18 protein-coding genes are annotated in these 15,454 nt (G+C 68.9%); 4 read left to right on the forward strand and 14 right to left on the reverse strand.

The features are described from left to right. Window positions 1-106: 106 nt before the first annotated feature. The 4 genes from hflC to rpiA are packed head-to-tail and all read right to left on the reverse strand — an operon-like array spanning window position 107 to window position 4,605. Window positions 107-1,216: a protease modulator HflC gene (hflC, locus tag QPR87_RS09190; protein ID WP_104493647.1), complete on the reverse strand. Its 1,110-nt coding sequence runs from the start codon at window positions 1,214-1,216 to the stop codon at window positions 107-109. Beyond that, window positions 1,216-2,415, reverse strand: coding sequence for an FtsH protease activity modulator HflK (hflK, locus tag QPR87_RS09195; RefSeq protein WP_011749906.1), 1,200 nt, complete (start codon window positions 2,413-2,415; stop codon window positions 1,216-1,218). Before hflK ends, hflC begins: the two co-directional genes overlap by 1 nt. A 58-nt stretch (window positions 2,416-2,473) precedes the next feature. Then, complete coding sequence (gene gorA / locus QPR87_RS09200; RefSeq protein ID WP_285049274.1) at window positions 2,474-3,874, reverse strand: glutathione-disulfide reductase; 1,401 nt, start codon at window positions 3,872-3,874, stop codon at window positions 2,474-2,476. Then, a complete protein-coding gene (gene rpiA / locus QPR87_RS09205; protein WP_502921603.1) occupies window positions 3,871-4,605 on the reverse strand; it encodes a ribose-5-phosphate isomerase RpiA in 735 nt (244 codons plus the stop codon). Before rpiA ends, gorA begins: the two co-directional genes overlap by 4 nt. 141 nt (window positions 4,606-4,746) lie before the next feature. On the opposite strand from rpiA, the gene QPR87_RS09210 reads away from it, so the two are divergent. Genes QPR87_RS09210 through QPR87_RS09220 form a run of 3 tightly spaced genes read left to right on the forward strand, consistent with a single transcriptional unit; the run spans window position 4,747 to window position 6,866 of the window. Next, window positions 4,747-5,889 carry a bifunctional 2-C-methyl-D-erythritol 4-phosphate cytidylyltransferase/2-C-methyl-D-erythritol 2,4-cyclodiphosphate synthase gene (locus QPR87_RS09210; protein WP_041530600.1) on the forward strand — a complete coding sequence of 381 codons (1,143 nt, stop codon included), beginning with the start codon at window positions 4,747-4,749 and terminating at the stop codon, window positions 5,887-5,889. A gap of 12 nt (window positions 5,890-5,901) precedes the next feature. Further along, a complete protein-coding gene (locus QPR87_RS09215) occupies window positions 5,902-6,402 on the forward strand; it encodes a phosphatidylglycerophosphatase A family protein (RefSeq protein ID WP_285049278.1) in 501 nt (166 codons plus the stop codon). After that, complete coding sequence (locus QPR87_RS09220) at window positions 6,399-6,866, forward strand: CinA family protein (RefSeq protein ID WP_041530382.1); 468 nt, start codon at window positions 6,399-6,401, stop codon at window positions 6,864-6,866. Before QPR87_RS09215 ends, QPR87_RS09220 begins: the two co-directional genes overlap by 4 nt. Here QPR87_RS09220 and QPR87_RS09225 read toward each other — a convergent pair. The 10 genes from QPR87_RS09225 to QPR87_RS09270 all read right to left on the reverse strand — a co-directional run bounded on the left by QPR87_RS09225 (window position 6,863) and on the right by QPR87_RS09270 (window position 15,078). Beyond that, window positions 6,863-7,906, reverse strand: coding sequence for a threonine aldolase family protein (locus QPR87_RS09225; protein WP_285049280.1), 1,044 nt, complete (start codon window positions 7,904-7,906; stop codon window positions 6,863-6,865). The two genes, QPR87_RS09220 and QPR87_RS09225, sit on opposite strands and share 4 nt — an antisense overlap. Beyond that, the gene (locus QPR87_RS09230; protein WP_011749899.1) at window positions 7,903-8,343 is read right to left on the reverse strand and encodes a YcgN family cysteine cluster protein; all 441 of its coding nucleotides are present in this window, start codon (window positions 8,341-8,343) and stop codon (window positions 7,903-7,905) included. Before QPR87_RS09230 ends, QPR87_RS09225 begins: the two co-directional genes overlap by 4 nt. Further along, window positions 8,343-9,272 carry a bifunctional riboflavin kinase/FAD synthetase gene (locus QPR87_RS09235; protein WP_104493641.1) on the reverse strand — a complete coding sequence of 310 codons (930 nt, stop codon included), beginning with the start codon at window positions 9,270-9,272 and terminating at the stop codon, window positions 8,343-8,345. The genes QPR87_RS09230 and QPR87_RS09235 overlap by 1 nt, the downstream gene beginning before the upstream one ends. A 32-nt stretch (window positions 9,273-9,304) precedes the next feature. Next, complete coding sequence (locus QPR87_RS09240; RefSeq protein ID WP_285049298.1) at window positions 9,305-9,748, reverse strand: MaoC family dehydratase; 444 nt, start codon at window positions 9,746-9,748, stop codon at window positions 9,305-9,307. A 108-nt stretch (window positions 9,749-9,856) separates the two neighbouring features. After that, window positions 9,857-10,726, reverse strand: a complete 870-nt coding sequence (locus tag QPR87_RS09245; RefSeq protein ID WP_104493640.1) for a TIGR01459 family HAD-type hydrolase — start codon at window positions 10,724-10,726, stop codon at window positions 9,857-9,859. Between the two features lie 15 nt (window positions 10,727-10,741). Further along, window positions 10,742-11,662: a manganese-dependent inorganic pyrophosphatase gene (locus QPR87_RS09250; RefSeq protein ID WP_011749895.1), complete on the reverse strand. Its 921-nt coding sequence runs from the start codon at window positions 11,660-11,662 to the stop codon at window positions 10,742-10,744. Between the two features lie 66 nt (window positions 11,663-11,728). Continuing rightward, entirely contained in the window at window positions 11,729-12,370 is a 642-nt protein-coding gene (locus QPR87_RS09255; RefSeq protein ID WP_231000511.1) for a DUF1345 domain-containing protein, read from the reverse strand. Then, complete coding sequence (locus tag QPR87_RS09260) at window positions 12,370-12,705, reverse strand: nuclear transport factor 2 family protein (RefSeq protein WP_011749893.1); 336 nt, start codon at window positions 12,703-12,705, stop codon at window positions 12,370-12,372. Before QPR87_RS09260 ends, QPR87_RS09255 begins: the two co-directional genes overlap by 1 nt. Continuing rightward, the gene (locus tag QPR87_RS09265) at window positions 12,695-13,753 is read right to left on the reverse strand and encodes a TraB/GumN family protein (RefSeq protein ID WP_285049286.1); all 1,059 of its coding nucleotides are present in this window, start codon (window positions 13,751-13,753) and stop codon (window positions 12,695-12,697) included. The genes QPR87_RS09260 and QPR87_RS09265 overlap by 11 nt, the downstream gene beginning before the upstream one ends. Beyond that, a complete protein-coding gene (locus tag QPR87_RS09270; protein ID WP_285049288.1) occupies window positions 13,750-15,078 on the reverse strand; it encodes a glycosyltransferase family 4 protein in 1,329 nt (442 codons plus the stop codon). Before QPR87_RS09270 ends, QPR87_RS09265 begins: the two co-directional genes overlap by 4 nt. A gap of 231 nt (window positions 15,079-15,309) precedes the next feature. Between QPR87_RS09270 and QPR87_RS09275 the strand changes: the two genes are divergently transcribed. Then, window positions 15,310-15,454 (forward strand): co-chaperone GroES (locus QPR87_RS09275; RefSeq protein ID WP_262967691.1); only part of this gene is annotated, 145 nt, incomplete at its 3' end.

Here is a 15,454-nt window from a genome sequence, read left to right on the forward strand (position 1 = left end):
GCGTGAAGTGCCGAGACATGAAAAAAGGCGGGGCGCAGATGCGTCCCGCCTTTCCTGTTGCGCTTTCCTGTTCCGGCCGGTTTCCCGTCCCGGGCCCGCGCCCGGATCAGTCCGCCGGAAGCGGCGCCGGGGGCACCACCGGCTCTTCCTGCGGCGGCGCGGCCAGGGATTCGGGCAGCGGCGTCAGCGTCACGCCGGCACCGGCGCCCAGCGGCTCGCCCTCGCGCGTGGTCTCGGTCGGGGCCACGGCCTCGCCGGGCTCAAGCGCGCCTTGGGTCTCGGACTCGTCGTCCGAAGGCGTAGCGTCCGAAGCCGGCTGGGGCACCGGCACCGGATTGGCCCGGTCGGCCCCGTCGTTGCGCAGGTAGTCGAAGAACTCGCCCTGCGGCTGGATCACCAGCGAGCTGTTCTCGCCCCGCAGCGCCCGCTCGTAGGAGGTCATCGAGCGGGTGAAGGCAAAGAACTCGGGGTCGCGGCCGAAGGCACCGGCATATATGGCGTTGCGGCGGGCGTCGGCTTCGCCGCGCACCACCTCGGCCCGCTTGCGCGCCTCGGAGGTCAGCTCGACCACGGTGCGGTCGGCGGCGGCACGGACACGCTGCGCGGCCTCGCCGCCGCGAGCAATCTCGTCGGCAGCCTCGCGCTCGCGCTCGGCCCGCATCCTCGCATAGGTCGCGGTCAGGTTCTGCTCGGGCAGGTCGGTGCGGGTCAGGCGCACGTCGATGACGCGAATGCCCAGGTCGCGGGCATCGTCGCGCGACAAGTCGCGGATGCGGTTCATCAGCGGCGTCCGGTCGTCCGACAGCACCGTGGTCGAGGGCACCGAGCCCAGTACCTGCCGGATCGCGTTGGTCACGATCGGCTCCAGCCGGCGCTGCGCGAACTCGATGCCGCCCGAGCCCACCGCGCGACGGAACTGCACCACATCGGTGATCTGCCAGCGCGCAAAGGCGTCGACCACCAGCCGGCGGTCGTCCAGCGGCGTGACCTCCATCGGCGGGGTCGGCAGGCCGAGAATGCGGGCATCGTATTTCACCACATTGTCGAGGAAGGGCACCTTGATGCCAAGGCCCGGCTCCTCGCGCACCTCGACCACCTCGCCGAAGCGCAGGACAAGGGCCTTTTCACGCACGTCGACGATATAGAGCGCCGAGACCACCAGGACCGCCACCACGACCAGGAAGGGCAGCGCCAGAAGCGAGATTACACGGTTCATCACTGGTTCCCCCCCTCGGTGTTGCGAGCGCCCGCAGCCCCGCTGCGCAGCTGATCCAGCGGCAGATAGGGCACGACGCCCTGCCCGGCCTCGCCGTCGAGGATGACCTTGTTCACCCCGCCCAGAACCTTTTCCATGGTTTCCAGATACATCCGGCGGCGTGTCACCTCCGGCGCCTTGACATATTCGTCATAGACCGAGTTGAAGCGCGCGGCCTCGCCCTCGGCGGTGTTCACGGCCTCGGCGCGATAGGCTTCGGCGCGTTCGATCACGGCGGCGGCCTCGCCCCGGGCGCTAGCCAGCACGCGGTTCGCATAGGCGTCGGCCTCTTTCTCCAGCCGGTCGCGTTCCTGCTGGGCGGCCTGCACCTCGCGGAAGCTGTCGATCACCTCGCGCGGCGGGTCGGCGCGGTCGAGGTTGACGCGCAGCACGTTGATCCCCGCCTCGTAATCGTTCAGCGTGTTCTGCACCGCCAGCTTCAGGTCGTCGGCGATGGCGCCGCGATCGCGGTTCAGGATCGGCGCCAGTTCGGAGCGCGCCACGATGTCGCGCATGGCGGATTCCGAGACGGCGCGGATCGTGTCGTCGGGATCGGCCAGGTTGAACAGGAATTTCTCGGGGTCCGAGATGTTCCAGACCACCTGATAGGCCATGTCGACGATGTTCTGGTCGCGGGTCAGCATCAGCCCCGAATCCATCGGCCCGGCGCGGCCGGTGCCGATTTCCGTGGTCCGCTCGCCCGAGACCTGCACCACCTCGGCGGTGACGACGGGCCAGGGCGCGAAGTTCAGGCCCGGCTCGCCCGTGCCCACGGGCTTGCCGAACAAAAGCTCGACCGCGCGTTCCTCGGGCTTGACGGTATAGAAGCTGGAAAAGGCCCAGACCGCCACCACGGCGAGGATGGCGATGCCCCAGGTGCCGCGGCTCATCTGGAATTGCGGACCCTGCGGCCGGCGCGGGCCGCCGCCGCGGTTGCCACCGCCCGGCCCCTTGCCGCCCATCAGCACGCGGAGCCGGTCCTGGCCCTTGCGCACCAGTTCCTCGATCTCGGGGATCTGGTCGCCGCGGCGCGGCCCCTGCGGCTTGTCGTCCTTGCCGCCCCCCGGGCTGCCCCAGGGGCGCTGGCCGCCGCCCTGCGGTGGCTGCCTGCCGCCCTTGTCATCATCTCCGCCGCCGCCCCAGGGGCCTTGTCCTGCCATAAATCTCGTGCCTCGCTTTACGTCTGTGTGGTTGAAACTGGTGCCTTCGGCCGGAAAATCAAGCCGATGCGACGGGTTTGTCCAGATTTGCCGCCCCCACCCGGCGCGAAGGCTTGCGCATGGTCACAAGCTCTTCGGCCAGCGTCGGGTGCACGGCGATGGCGGCGTCGAAATCGGCCTTGGTCGCGCCCATGCCCATGGGCACGGCGATCATCTGGATCATCTCGCCCGCCTCGGGGCCGAAGATGTGGCAACCCAGCACCTTGTCGGTCTGCGCATCCACGATCAGCTTCATCACCGCCCGCGCATCCGAGCCGGCGAAAAGCGAGCGCATGGGCCGGAAGCTGGCGACATAGACATCGGCGGGACCGCAGGCCTCGGCCTCTTCCTCGGTCAGGCCGATGGTGGCCAGCTCATGCGGGCGGGTATAGACGGCGCTGGCCACCAGCCGATGATCGACCTTGCGCGGCCGGGCGCCGAAGACGGTGTCGGCGAAGCTGTGCCCCTCGCGGATCGCGACCGGCGTCAGGTTCACCCGGTCGGTCACGTCGCCCACGGCAAAGATCGAGGGGACCGAGCTTTGCGACCATTCGTCCACCACGATCTCGCCCTTGCGACCCAGCTTGACGCCAGCATCTTCCAGCCCCAGCCCCTTGGTATAGGGCACGCGCCCGGTGGCGAACATCACCGCGTCGAAGATCTCGCTGCTGTCGTCCTCGAAGGTGACGCGGACCCCCGCGCCCTCGCGGTCCAGCCGCGCCGGATTGGTGCCCAGCCGTACGTCGACGCCGATGGCGCGCAACTGCTCGGTGACATGGCGGCGCATCTCGCCGTCGAAGCCGCGCAGCACCGCGTCGCCGCGATAGGCCAGCACCGTGGCGCTGCCCAGCCCCTCCAGGATGGTGGCGAATTCGCAGGCGATGAAGCCGCCGCCCACCACCAGCACCCGACCGGGCAGTTTCTCCAGCGTGAACAGGTCGTCCGAGATCAGCCCCAGTTCCTTGCCCGGAATGTCGGGCCGCTGCGGCCGCCCGCCGATGGCGATCAGGATATGCTTGGCCGTCAGGCGCTGGCCGTCCGCCAGCTCGACCGTATGGGCGTCGTGCAGCCGGGCGCGCTGCATGTGGACCTCGACCCCGGCATTGACCAGACCCGAGGTATAGGCCCCCTCCAACCGGTCGAGTTCGCGCCCCAGCTTGCCGTGGAACTCGGCCCAGTCGAAGCGGCCCTCGCCGGCGCCCTGCCAGCCGTAGCCGCGCGATTCGGCGGCCGCCGCCCCGGCCTGCGAGGCAAAGATCATCAGCTTCTTGGGCACGCAGCCGCGGATGACGCAGGTGCCGCCCATCCGGCTTTCCTCGGCCAGGCCGACGCGGGCGCCGTATTCGCTGGCCGCGATCCGCGCCGCGCGCACCCCGCCCGAGCCGCCGCCGATAACGAAAAGGTCGTAGTCGAATTTCATGCCATGTCCTCGCGCCGCAACTCGACCACCGAGCCGTCCGGGCAGCCGATGATCGCAAGTTCGCAGATATTCAGGAACAGCCCGTGTTCAACCACCCCGGCGATGGAAGACAGCTCGGCCGCCAGCGCCTCGGCATCCGGGATGGCCTCGAGCGCGAGGTCCAGGATCAGGTTGCCCTCGTCGGTGCGCAGCGGCGCATCGCCGCGCTTGCGCAGCAGGATCGGGCGCTGGGTCAGGTCCAGCCGGTCCAGCGCGCGCTGGATCAGCTTGCGCGTCGCCTGCCAGCCGAAGGGAATCACCTCGACCGGCAGGTGGAACTGGCCCAGCCGGTCCACGACCTTGCCCTGGTCGGCGATGACCACCATGCGGTCCGAGGCCGTGGCGACGATCTTTTCGCGCAGATGCGCCGCACCGCCGCCCTTGATCAGGTTCAGGTCCGGGTCAACCTCGTCGGCGCCGTCGATGGTCAGGTCCAGCCAGCCGATCTCGTCCAGTTCCTCGATCGCCAGCCCCAGCGAGGTCGCAAGCTCGGCCGTCGCCTTCGAGGTCGCGGCGCAACGCAGCGCGAACCCCTCCTCGCTGACCCGCTGTGCGAGGCGGCGCACGAAGATCGCGGCGGTCGAGCCAGTGCCCAGGCCCAGCCGCATCCCCGGTTCGACCAGTGCCACGGCGGCGCGGGCGGCGGCATCCTTGGAAAGGTCGGCGATGGCGGGGTCGGTCATGGCAGGGATCCTTGGCAGAATGGCAGGCTCGGCGTCCTTATACGCAGAAGACGCGCCATGGGCTACTGCCGGCTGCGTCTTTTGGCCGCGACGAAACGCCTGCCCGGCGGCGATTGCCTCGGGGCGGCGGCTGACCTAAATCTGGCGGCCATGACGATACCCGCCACATATGCCGCCATCATCACCGCCGCCGGCCGCGGCACCCGCGCCGGCGACGGCCCGCCCAAGCAATGGCGCCCCCTTGCCGGGCAAAGCGTGCTGGAGCGCAGCATCGCCGCCTTTGCCGGCTTTCCCCGCGTCGTGGTGACGCTGGCGCCCGAGGACATGGCGCGCGGCGTGGCCGAGCTTTCCGGCCCCGTGGTGCTGGTCGCGGGCGGCGCCACGCGCAGCGACAGCGTGCGCGCGGCGCTGGAAAGCCTCGAGGGCAGCGGCGTGACCCATGTGCTGATCCATGACGGCGCCCGGCCGCTGGTCTCGCGCCGCGTGATCGGGGGCGTCATCGAGGCGCTGCAATCCGGCGCCCCGGCCGCCGCCCCCGCCCTGCCCGTCACCGACGCGCTGTGGCGGGCCCAGGACGGGTGCGTCACCGCCACCGCCAGCCGCGAGGGGCTGTTTCGCGCCCAGACCCCGCAGGGTTTCGCGCTGGACGCCATCCTTGCCGCGCATCGCGCCCATCCCGAGGGCGCGGCGGACGACGTGGAACTGGCGATCCGCGCCGGCCTGCCGGTCACGGTGACGCCGGGCGACGAGGACAATCTGAAACTGACCTGGCCCGGCGACTTCGCCCGGGCCGAGCGTATCCTGGGGGACGCGATGGACATCCGGCTTGGCAACGGTTTCGACGTGCATGCCTTCACCACGGGCGACCATGTCTGGCTTTGCGGGGTGAAGATCCCGCATGACAAGGCGCTCTTGGGCCATTCCGACGCCGATGTCGGCATGCATGCCCTGACCGACGCGATCTACGGCGCGCTGGCGCAGGGCGATATCGGCCGGCACTTCCCGCCCTCGGACCCGCAATGGAAGGGCGCGGAAAGCCATATCTTCCTGCGCCATGCCGCGATGCTGGCCCGGCAGATGGGCTATGAGATCTCGAACGCCGACGTGACGCTGATCTGCGAGCGGCCCAAGGTCGGCCCCCATGCCGGCGCCATGGCGCTGCGGCTGTCCGAGATCATCGGCGTCGAGCCCGACCGGGTCAGCGTCAAGGCCACGACATCGGAACGGCTGGGCTTTACCGGGCGCGAGGAAGGCATCGCCTCCATCGCCACCGCCACATTGGTCAAGGGGTAGCAAGGGGCAATCATGGACAAGCTGATCGCGGGCTTCTTCGGCACCGGCCATCTGCGGCCTGCGCCCGGCACCTGGGGCTCGGCCGCCGCCGTGGCGCTGGGGGTCGCGGCCTATGAGTGGCTGCACCCGATGCTGGTGCCGGCCGGTTTCGTGCTGGCGACGCTGCTGGGCTTCTGGGCGGTGCCGCGGGTGCTGGAAGGCAGCGCCGACAAGGATCCGTCCTGGATCGTCATCGACGAGGTCGCCGGGCAATGGCTGGCCATGTGCTTCACCGTCATTCCGCTGGCGCAGAAGGGCGTGTCGATCCTTGCCGCCTGGCCGGGTTTCGTCGCGCCCTTCCTGCTGTTCCGGCTGTTCGACATCTGGAAACCCTGGCTGGTCGGCCGGGCCGACCGGCGCGGCGGCGCCACGGGGGTGATGCTGGACGACCTCTGGGCCGGGTTGTTCGCCGGCATTACCTCGGTCATCCTGGCGGGGCTTTACCATGCCATGCTGGAGCCGATGCTGCCGTGACCGATCCCGCCGAGATCCTGGAACTCGCCCGCAGGCGCGGGGTGATGATCGCCACCGCCGAAAGCTGCACCGGCGGGCTGATCGTCGGGCGGCTGACCGATGTGCCGGGCTCGTCGGATGCGGTGGACCGGGGTTTCGTCACCTATTCCAACGCCGCCAAGGTCGAGATGCTGGGCATCCGCCCCGAGACGCTGGAGGCCCATGGCGCCGTCAGCGAGGAAATCGCGGCCGAGATGGCGGCCGGCGCGCTGGCCCGTTCGCAGGCGGGCATCGCCGTCGCCGTGACCGGCATCGCCGGGCCGGGCGGGTCCGAGAGAAAGCCCGAGGGCCGCGTCTGCTTCGGCATCGCCAATGCCCTTGGCGTCAGGACCGAGACGGTGGAATTCGGCCCGCGCGGCCGGGCCGAGGTCCGCGCCGCCACCGTCGAGCACGCGCTGGCGCTGCTCAGGGCGGCGCTGCGCTAGGCCAGCGCCTGCAGGGCGCCGGTCACGTCCTCGATCCGCGTGTCCCAGCCGCAGACCAGCCGGATCGAGACCGGCTCGTCCTCTGCCGCGTCCTGGGTATGGGGCCAGAGGTGATGGCCGATCCCCGCCTCGTAGGCGCGGCGATGCAACTCGGACGGGATGGTGGCGAAGACCGCATTCGATTCGACGCGCTGGTCGATGCGCACGCCGGGCAGCCGCGCCAGACCCAGCGCCAGCTCATGCGCCATGGCATTGGCGTGGCGGGCCAGTTGCAGCCACAGATCGCCCTCCAGCCAGGCCAGGATCTGCGCCGAGAGATAGCGATGCTTCGAGACCAGCGCACCGGCGCGCTTGCGGCGGAACTCGAATTCCTCGGAGCGCGCGGGATCGAAGATCAGCACCGCCTCGACGCCCATGCAGCCGTTCTTGGTGCCGCCCAGAGACAGGGCGTCGACGCCGGCACGCCAGGTCAGATCGGCGGGCGCCACGTCCAGGCCGGCCAGCGCATTGGCAAAGCGCGCGCCGTCCATATGCAGGCCCAGCCCCGCATCGCAGGCGATGGCGGCAAGGGATTCCACCTCGTCGGGACTGTAGACCGTGCCCCATTCGGTGGCATTGGTCAGCGTCAGCGCGGCATTGCGCCCGGCATGGACCGAATCGCGGCCATTGGCCAGCAGGGCCTCGGCCAGCGCCTCGGGCGTGATCTTGCCGCCGGCCCCCGGGATCGGCACCAGCTTGGCCCCGCCGGTAAAGAATTCCGGCGCCCCGGTTTCGCTGGTCTGCACATGCGCATCGGCATGGCAGAAGACCTTGCCCCAGCCGGGCGACAGCAGCGACAGCGACAGCGCATTGGCCGCCGTGCCCGAGGCCACGAAATGCACCGCCGCCTCGGGGGCGTCGAACAGTTCGCGCAGCCGGTCCTGCGCGGCGCGGGTGATGGCGTCCCCGCCGTAAGAGGTCACATGACCCTCGTTCGCGGCCGCCAGCGCCGCCATGATGCGGGGATGCACGCCGCCCGCATTGTCCGAGGCAAAATTCATGAAAGATCCTCGATGATATGCTCGTCCCAGTCGTCCTCGGTCACGGAAAGCTCGCTGACGGTCCAGCCGCGCACCGAGGCCCCGGCGCGATGCACCGATTCGCGATCGCCCGAAATCAGATAGTGCCAGTCGTAGAGCGGCTTGCCCTCGGCGCGCAACCTGTAGGCGCAGGTCGAGGGCAGCCACCAGGCGATCTCCTTGAGCTTTTTCGGGGTCAGGACGACGCAATCGGGGACGAAATCGTGGCGGTTATGATAGCTGGAGCATTGGCAGGTCTGGCCGTCCAGCAACCGGCAGGCGACGCGGGTAAAGGCCAGCTCGCCCGTATCCTCGTATTCGATCTTGTTGAGGCAGCATTTGCCGCAGCCGTCGCAAAGCGCCTCCCATTCCTCCTTGTCGAGCCGTGCCAGCGGCAGTTCCCAGAATCGCTCGCGCATCAGCGGGTCGCCAGGATCTCGCGCGCCCGGGCACTGTCGCGGTCCATCTGCGAGACGAGTGCCTCGAGGCTGTCGAACTTCGCCTCGGGGCGCAGGTATTCGACCAGCGCGACCGACAGGTGCTGGCCGTAAAGATCGGCCGCGAAATCGAAGATATGCACTTCCAGGTTGGGCCGGTTCTCGCCGAACATCGGGCGCACGCCAAGGCTGGCCACGCCCTTGTAGCTGCCGCGGTCCGGCCCGGTCAGCACGTCGACCAGCACGGCATAGATGCCAAGCGCCGGCAGGTGCAACCCGTCCACCGCCATGTTCGCGGTCGGATAGCCCAGGTCGCGGCCGCGCTTGTCGCCATGCAGCACCTCGCCGTCGATGCGGTGCCAATGGCCCAGCATCCGCTCGGCATCGCGGGTGCGGCCCTCGGCCAGCGCCTTGCGGATGGCGGTCGAGCTGTATTGCACCGCGCCGTCGCCGATGAGCGGCGCGACGGTGACGCCGAAGCCCATCTCGCGCCCCAGCCGGGCCAGCGTCTGCGCATCGCCCGAACGCTTGCGACCAAAGCAGAAATCGGTGCCCACGGTGACATGGCGCACGCCCAGGCCCTCGACCAGCACCTCGCGCGCAAAGGATTCGGGCGCAAGCCCCGCCAGCACGGCGTCGAAGGGCAGTTCGTAAAGATGATCCACCCCCAGCCGGGCCAGCCGGTTCGCCCGCGACTCCACGTTCATCAGCCGGAAGGGGGGCGCGTCGGGCGCGAAGAATTCGCGCGGATGCGGCTCGAAGGTGATGACGCCCAGGGGCGCGTCACAGGCGGCGCGCGCCGCGTCGATCACCGAGCGATGGCCAAGATGGATGCCGTCGAAATTGCCCATGGCGACGGTGGCCCCGCGGGCGTCGAGCGGCAGAGCTTTCCAGTCGTGATGGATGCGCAATCGGGCCCCCGATGGGCCGAAGGCCGGCCCTGTCAGTCGAATTTACGGCTTGGCGCCAGAACGACGGCCTCACCTTTCAGGACGACCGTATCGCCGACGAGGCAGCGGGTTGCAAGGGTCACGCGGCGCTTTGCATGGTCGATCGCCTCGACCGTGACCTCGGCGCGCACCATGTCGCCGGGCCGGACCGGGGCCATGAATTTCAGCGTCTGGCCCAGATAGACCGTGCCATGGCCCGGCAGCTGCTCGCCGATCACCGCCGAGATCAGCCCGGCGGTCAGCATGCCGTGGGCGATGCGGCCCTCGAAGATGGTCTCCTGCGCATAGGTCTCGTCCAGATGCACCGGATTGCGGTCGGTCGAGACCTTGGCGAACATCTCGATATCCTCGTCGGTAACTACCTTCTGGAGGTAGCGCATCATCCCGACTTCGAGATCCTCGATGACGATCGTGCCGCGCGGCAGGTTGTCCAGCATCATTCAATGCTCCCGGTGAGTGGCTTCATGCTGCATAGCAGCAAAACCACGGGCGCGCAACAAAATAACGCCATCACCAGCCGGGGAGACTGATTGTTACCGAACCGTTCAGCGCAGCCGGCCGATGCTATAGGCCGGATCCTGGGCGCGCAGCGCCAGCCATTCGGCAAGCCGCGCCGGATCGGGGTTTTCCACATCCGGGCCGAACTGGTCGAAGGCAAGGCCGCCGGTGATGAACAGCGCATCCAGCCCCTCGCCCGCCGCGCCGGCTATGTCGGTGGCGATGCCGTCGCCGATGGCCAGGATGCGGGCATTGTCGTCCAGCCCCAGCCGGCGGCGCGCGAGGTCGTAGATCGGCGGATGCGGCTTGCCGAAATATAGCGAGGTGCCGCCCAGATCCTCGTAAAGCTCGGCCAGGGCGCCGGCGCAGTAAAGCCGCTTCTCGCCCATGTCCACCACCACGTCGGGATTGGCGCAAAGCAGCGTGAGCCCGCGTTCGCGCGCCAGCATCAGCCGGCCGCGATAGTCCTCGGGCACTTCGGTCAGGTCGTCGAACAACCCGCAGCAGACGATACCCTCGGCCTCGTCCAGCGGCACGCGGGTGATCGGCGGGGCGTCGCGCCACTCCTCGGGGATATCGGTGAAGAAGCCCTCGTCCTTGGGCTGGGCGATGGCCCAGACCCGACGGCCGACGGCGCCCGCGAACATCGCGTCCTGCGCCGCATCGCCCGAGCTGACGATGGCGTCCCAGGCATCGCGCGGCACGCCCATGCGGTCCAGCTGCGCGGCCACGTATTGCTGCGGCCGCGGCGCGTTGGTCAGCAGCACCACCCGCCCGCCCTGGGCACGAAAGCCCTGCAAGGCGGCGACGGCGGCCGGAAAGGCCGCGACGCCATTGTGCAGGCAGCCCCAGAGATCACAGAAGAGAACGTCGTAATTCGGCGCAATCTCGTCGAGCGAGCGGATGATCTGCGTCATGAAACGGCCCTCGGGTCAGACGGCCAGAGCCGGGATGATCTGCTTCTTGCGCGACATGACGCCGGGCAGCACCACGCTGTCGCCCGAAACCGTGGCGTTGAAGCTTTTCTCGGCCACCTGCTTCACGAAATCGTTCGGCACCAGCAGGGTGGCTTCTTCGTTCAGGATGTCGACGATGAACAGCAGCACCTCGTCGGCGCCATCGGCGGCGGCCACGGCCGGCATGGCGGCGATCAGCGCATCCTTGCGGTCCAGCAGGACCTGCGGCGCGGTGGTCTCCAGCACCGAGACTCGCAGCTGCTTGCCGCCGAGCTCGTATTCCTTGCTGTCCATACGCAGCAGGGCTTCCTCGGTAAAGGCCGACACGTCCGACTTGGCCGCGAACATCTCGGCCGCGTATTCGGGGATCGAGACGCCCAGGTCCCTGGCGATCTTCTCGGCGACGAAGCGGTCATGCGGCGTGGTGGTCGGGCTGCGGAATTCCAGCGTGTCCGACAGGATGCAGGTCAGCATCGCGCCCTTCACGCCCCGCGGCGCGCGGGCCAGATCCTCGTCGCCGATCAGGTCGTGCATGATCGTCGCGGTGCAGGCCAGCGGGCGGATGGTGATGTTGATCGGCAGCCGCGTCCTGATGCCGCCGGCCAGCAGGTGGTGGTCGATGATCTCGATCACGTCGGCCTCGCCCAGCGAGGCGGGCAGTTCGGCCGGGTTGTTGGTGTCCACCACCACGCATTGCTCGCCCGGCGCCACGTCCGCGATGATCTCGGGCATATCGAGGCCCCATTTCGCCAGCATCCAGGCGGCCTCGGTGTTCGGCTCGCCCTGCAGCACGGGTTTCGCCGGGGTCTTGCGCACCTCGGAAAGATACCAGGCCCAGATGATGGGCGAGCCGGTCGAATCGGTGTCGGGTGCCTTGTGGCCGAAAACCTTGATCATGGGGATCCCCTGAAGCTTGGGCGGAAAATTCGCCGGCGTTATAGGGGCGCGGCCCGGCAATGTCTATCAACCCAGCGAAACGGCCGCGTTCACCGCCAGCGCCAGCAGCACGGTGTTGTAGAAGAACGCGAAGGCCGAATGGAACAGCGTCACCCGCCGCATCCGGGTGGTCAGAGCGGTCACGTCGGCGGTCTGCGCCGCCATGCCGAGCGTGAAGCTGTAATAGAGAAAATCCCAGATCCCCGCATCCTCGCCATCGGCAAGGCCGGGAAAGCCCAGGCCCCGCGCCTCGGTCCCGTCCGGCCCGCGCGCATACCACAGGCTGGCATAGTGAAAGGCCATGACGGTGTGGATCATCACCCAGCCCAGCGGCACCGAGGCCAGCGCCAGCACCGGGCGCAACGCGATGCCGGCATGGGGGTCGCGGATCGTCAGCAGGATGGCGGCAAGGCTGATCGCTACGGCGCCGACGGCCAGCGGCACGATCAGGATCATGCCCTCGTCGTCGCGGTCGGCCTGGCCGCGCAGGATCTGGGCGCTGATGCCGCGCATCAACAACCCGGTCAGCGCCAGATAGCCGGCGCAGAACAGCACCGAAAAGATCAGCAGCCTGTCCACGAGTTGCATCCGGTAAAGCGCCAGCCCCGCGGCAAGGCCAAGCGCAAAGCTCAGCAGGAAGCGCAGGTGCCTGCGCAGGTCCTGCAGCATCAGACCGGGGTCTGCTGGTGTTGCAGGATGCGCCAGTCGCCGGCGCGGCGGATCCAGGTGGTGGTGCAGAGCGCGCGATAGGTGTCGGCCCCGGCGCGGCGGGCGGTGGCGTGATAGGCCAGCACGCAGACCTCGTCGGTCTCGATGCTGGCGCGGTCGGCCAGGGTCACCTCTTGCCAGCGCGGGGCGGATTGCAGCGCGGCGACCACGGCGGCGCGGTTCATGATGCCCTTGGACGCAAAGGCCATCAGGCAGGAGCCGTCAAGCTTGCGTGCCGCCTCGGCCACGCCGGCCAGCCAGAATTCGCGTTCCTCGCGCCAAAGCTCATCCGCCATTGCCTATCCCCTCCACCGTGACCGGGCTGATGGTCCAGCCCCTGTTTTCCAGAAGTCGCAGCACGCCGTGATCGCCCGGCAGGTGCAGCGCGCCAAAGCCGATCACCACGCCCTTGCCTTGTGCGGCCGCCTCGGCCGCTGCCCGCTCAATGGGTTCGATCCAGCTTTCGTTCCGCCGGTCCATCAGCTTTTCCTGCGCCAGCCGCATCTGCTCGTCGACCTCGTCCCGGGTCAGGCCGGAATTGTCATAGGCGTCGAACCGGCCGAATTCCCAGATCATCCAGCTGTCGCCCGAGAAATAGGCATCCGCCAGCGTCACCGCGTAATCGTCGGCATATTCGGCGGCAGGCATGGCGGCGCGGATCATGTCCTCCTCCTCGCGCGGGGTCATGCCCTCGAACAGGGTGAAGACGGTGTCCCAGGGTTCCAGCGCCCGGACCGGCACCGCCGCGGCCTCGGCGCGTTCCACCAGCAGGTGGTCCAGCCCGCCGGGATCGCCGCGCTCCTCGATCACCCGCATCATGCAGGGCGAGACCCCCAGCATGACCGCGACATACCAGGGCCGCAACCGGCTGGCGATCACCGCCGGCAGGCCGCGTGCCTCGAGGGCGGCCGAAAGCGACTTCCACTCGGCATCCGTAAAGCGCTCGGGCAGCGTCGGGCCGTCGGGATCGACCAGCAAGGTCGGGTCCGCTGTCATGGCCCGGGTCAGCCGCTCCTCTTCCTCGGGGCCGGCCTCGACCATCAGCAGGGCGGCCTCGTCGATCTCGGGGCCGAAGCGGTCCATGGTCAGGTCGTGGCGCGGATCGGCGAAGTGATAGGTGCCAAGCAGCGTGACCCGCTGCCCGTCCTTCTCGGCACGCCAGAACAGGCCCTGGCGATAGGGCACGCCCTCGGCCGCGGCATCGAGCTCGGCCAGCCGCCCGGGGGGCATCCGCTCGAACAGGTTCTGCCCCACGCATTCCCGAGCCGCCGCCGCAGGCAGGGCCAGGGTCGCGGCGGCAAGAAGGGCGGCGCCAAGCGCAGCCAGGCGTCGGCGCAGGCTCAATCGTAATCCCCCCGGTCTTGCACCGGCCGCCCGGCCAGCAGGTCGCGGTAATAGGCCAGCGTCTCTTGCGCCTTGCGATCCCAGGGATACAGGGCCTCGGCATAGCCCTGCCCGACTGTCGCCCGAGCGGCCGCGGTGGCGGGATCGGCTACCGCCCCGGCGAGCACCTGCCGGAATTGCGCCACATAGCCGGAATGGTCGCGGATCGGCACGGTCACGCCGCGCCCCCGGCCCGCCAGGTGGCCCGGCGCACCGTAATCGGCGACGAAGCAGGTCATGCCGCAGGCCATGGCCTCGATCACCACGCCCGCGCCCAGTTCGCGGATCGAGGGAAAGACGAAGCCGTCGAAATCGCGCATCATCCCGGCCAGCTCGGCCTGGCTGCGGCGGCCCTCGAAATGCACGGTATCCTCCAGCCCGTGCTGCGCCACGATTTCGCGCAGCCGCGGCATCTCGGGACCGTCGCCGACGATATGCAGGCTGTGGCCGGCCAGCTCCGGTGCCCCGGCAAAGGCCAGCACCGCGACGTCGGGCAGCTTGTAGGGCACCAGCCGGCCCGCAAAGAGAAAGCGATAGGGCCCCGGCCCGCCAAAGGCCGGTACCTTGCGCGCGGCGTGAAAGATCGCCGGGTCATAGCCGATCTCGGGGAAGTTCACCACGCGGCCCGGCGCCAGCGGCCGCAGCTCGCGCATCGTATGCTCGAACCCCGCCAGCACCAGCGCGGCATTGCGATAGGTGCCGCGCGCATAGGGCAGGTGCTTGGCGACGTCGCGCAACACGCGCAGCCGCTCGCGCTCGCGCTTCTGCTCGCTGCGGAACTCGCGCGGCCAGGGCAGGTTGCCGTTCAGCGGGCCGATGACGAAGGGCACCGCCAGCTTGCCCGCGATATAGCTGGGCAGCGTGGGCGTCATCGGGGTGATGCGATGCACCAGGTCGAATTCGCCCGCCCGCAGCGCCTTGCGGAAATGCTTCCACGCCTCGCGCTCGAAGGCGAGATAGGGCAGGTATTGCATGATCATGTTGGTGGACCAGGCCACCTCGCTGCCGCCGCGCAGCCAGAGCGCCAGCTTGTGGAGCGGCGAGGCGATGCGCTCATTGTCCAGAAAGACGAACTCGACCCCCTGCGGCGCGGCCTTGAGGATGTTCTCGCGGTTGCGGACATGGGTGGCGACCACGACGCGGGCCACCCGGCCAAGCGCGAGGGCGTATTTGTAGCCCACGATCGGCAACGAGGGCCATTCCGGGTTGCAATCATCCGCCAGCAACAGAACGGACAGCCTCTTGCCGTTCCCATCCGATTCCCGCGTCAAATCCGCCTCGACCATCCGCCATCCTGACTGAAGCCTGCGCCGCGCCGCGGCAATGCCCCTTGAAATCCCAGCCAAAATCCCCGGACCCTGGCGCGGGCAGCCTAGCACGCGGAACAAATCGCGGTAAAGCCGTGGCAAGGCGTTGACAGGCCGCGGTCGCGCGCCTAGATGGGCGTCATTGGCACTCACCCGAGCCGAGTGCCAACAGCTGCAACACTGCAACCTGAAACACCGGAGTGTTCTACAATGGCTTTCAAACCGCTGCATGACCGTGTTCTGGTCCGTCGCGTCCAGTCGGACGAAAAGACCAAGGGCGGGCTGATCATCCCCGACAGCGCCAAGGAGAAACCGGCCGAGGGCGAAATCATCGCCGTTGGCGAAGGCGCGCGCA

The organism is Paracoccus sp. SSJ (assembly GCF_030234105.1).
In the GTDB taxonomy this organism is placed as follows: Bacteria; Pseudomonadota; Alphaproteobacteria; order Rhodobacterales; family Rhodobacteraceae; genus Paracoccus; species Paracoccus denitrificans.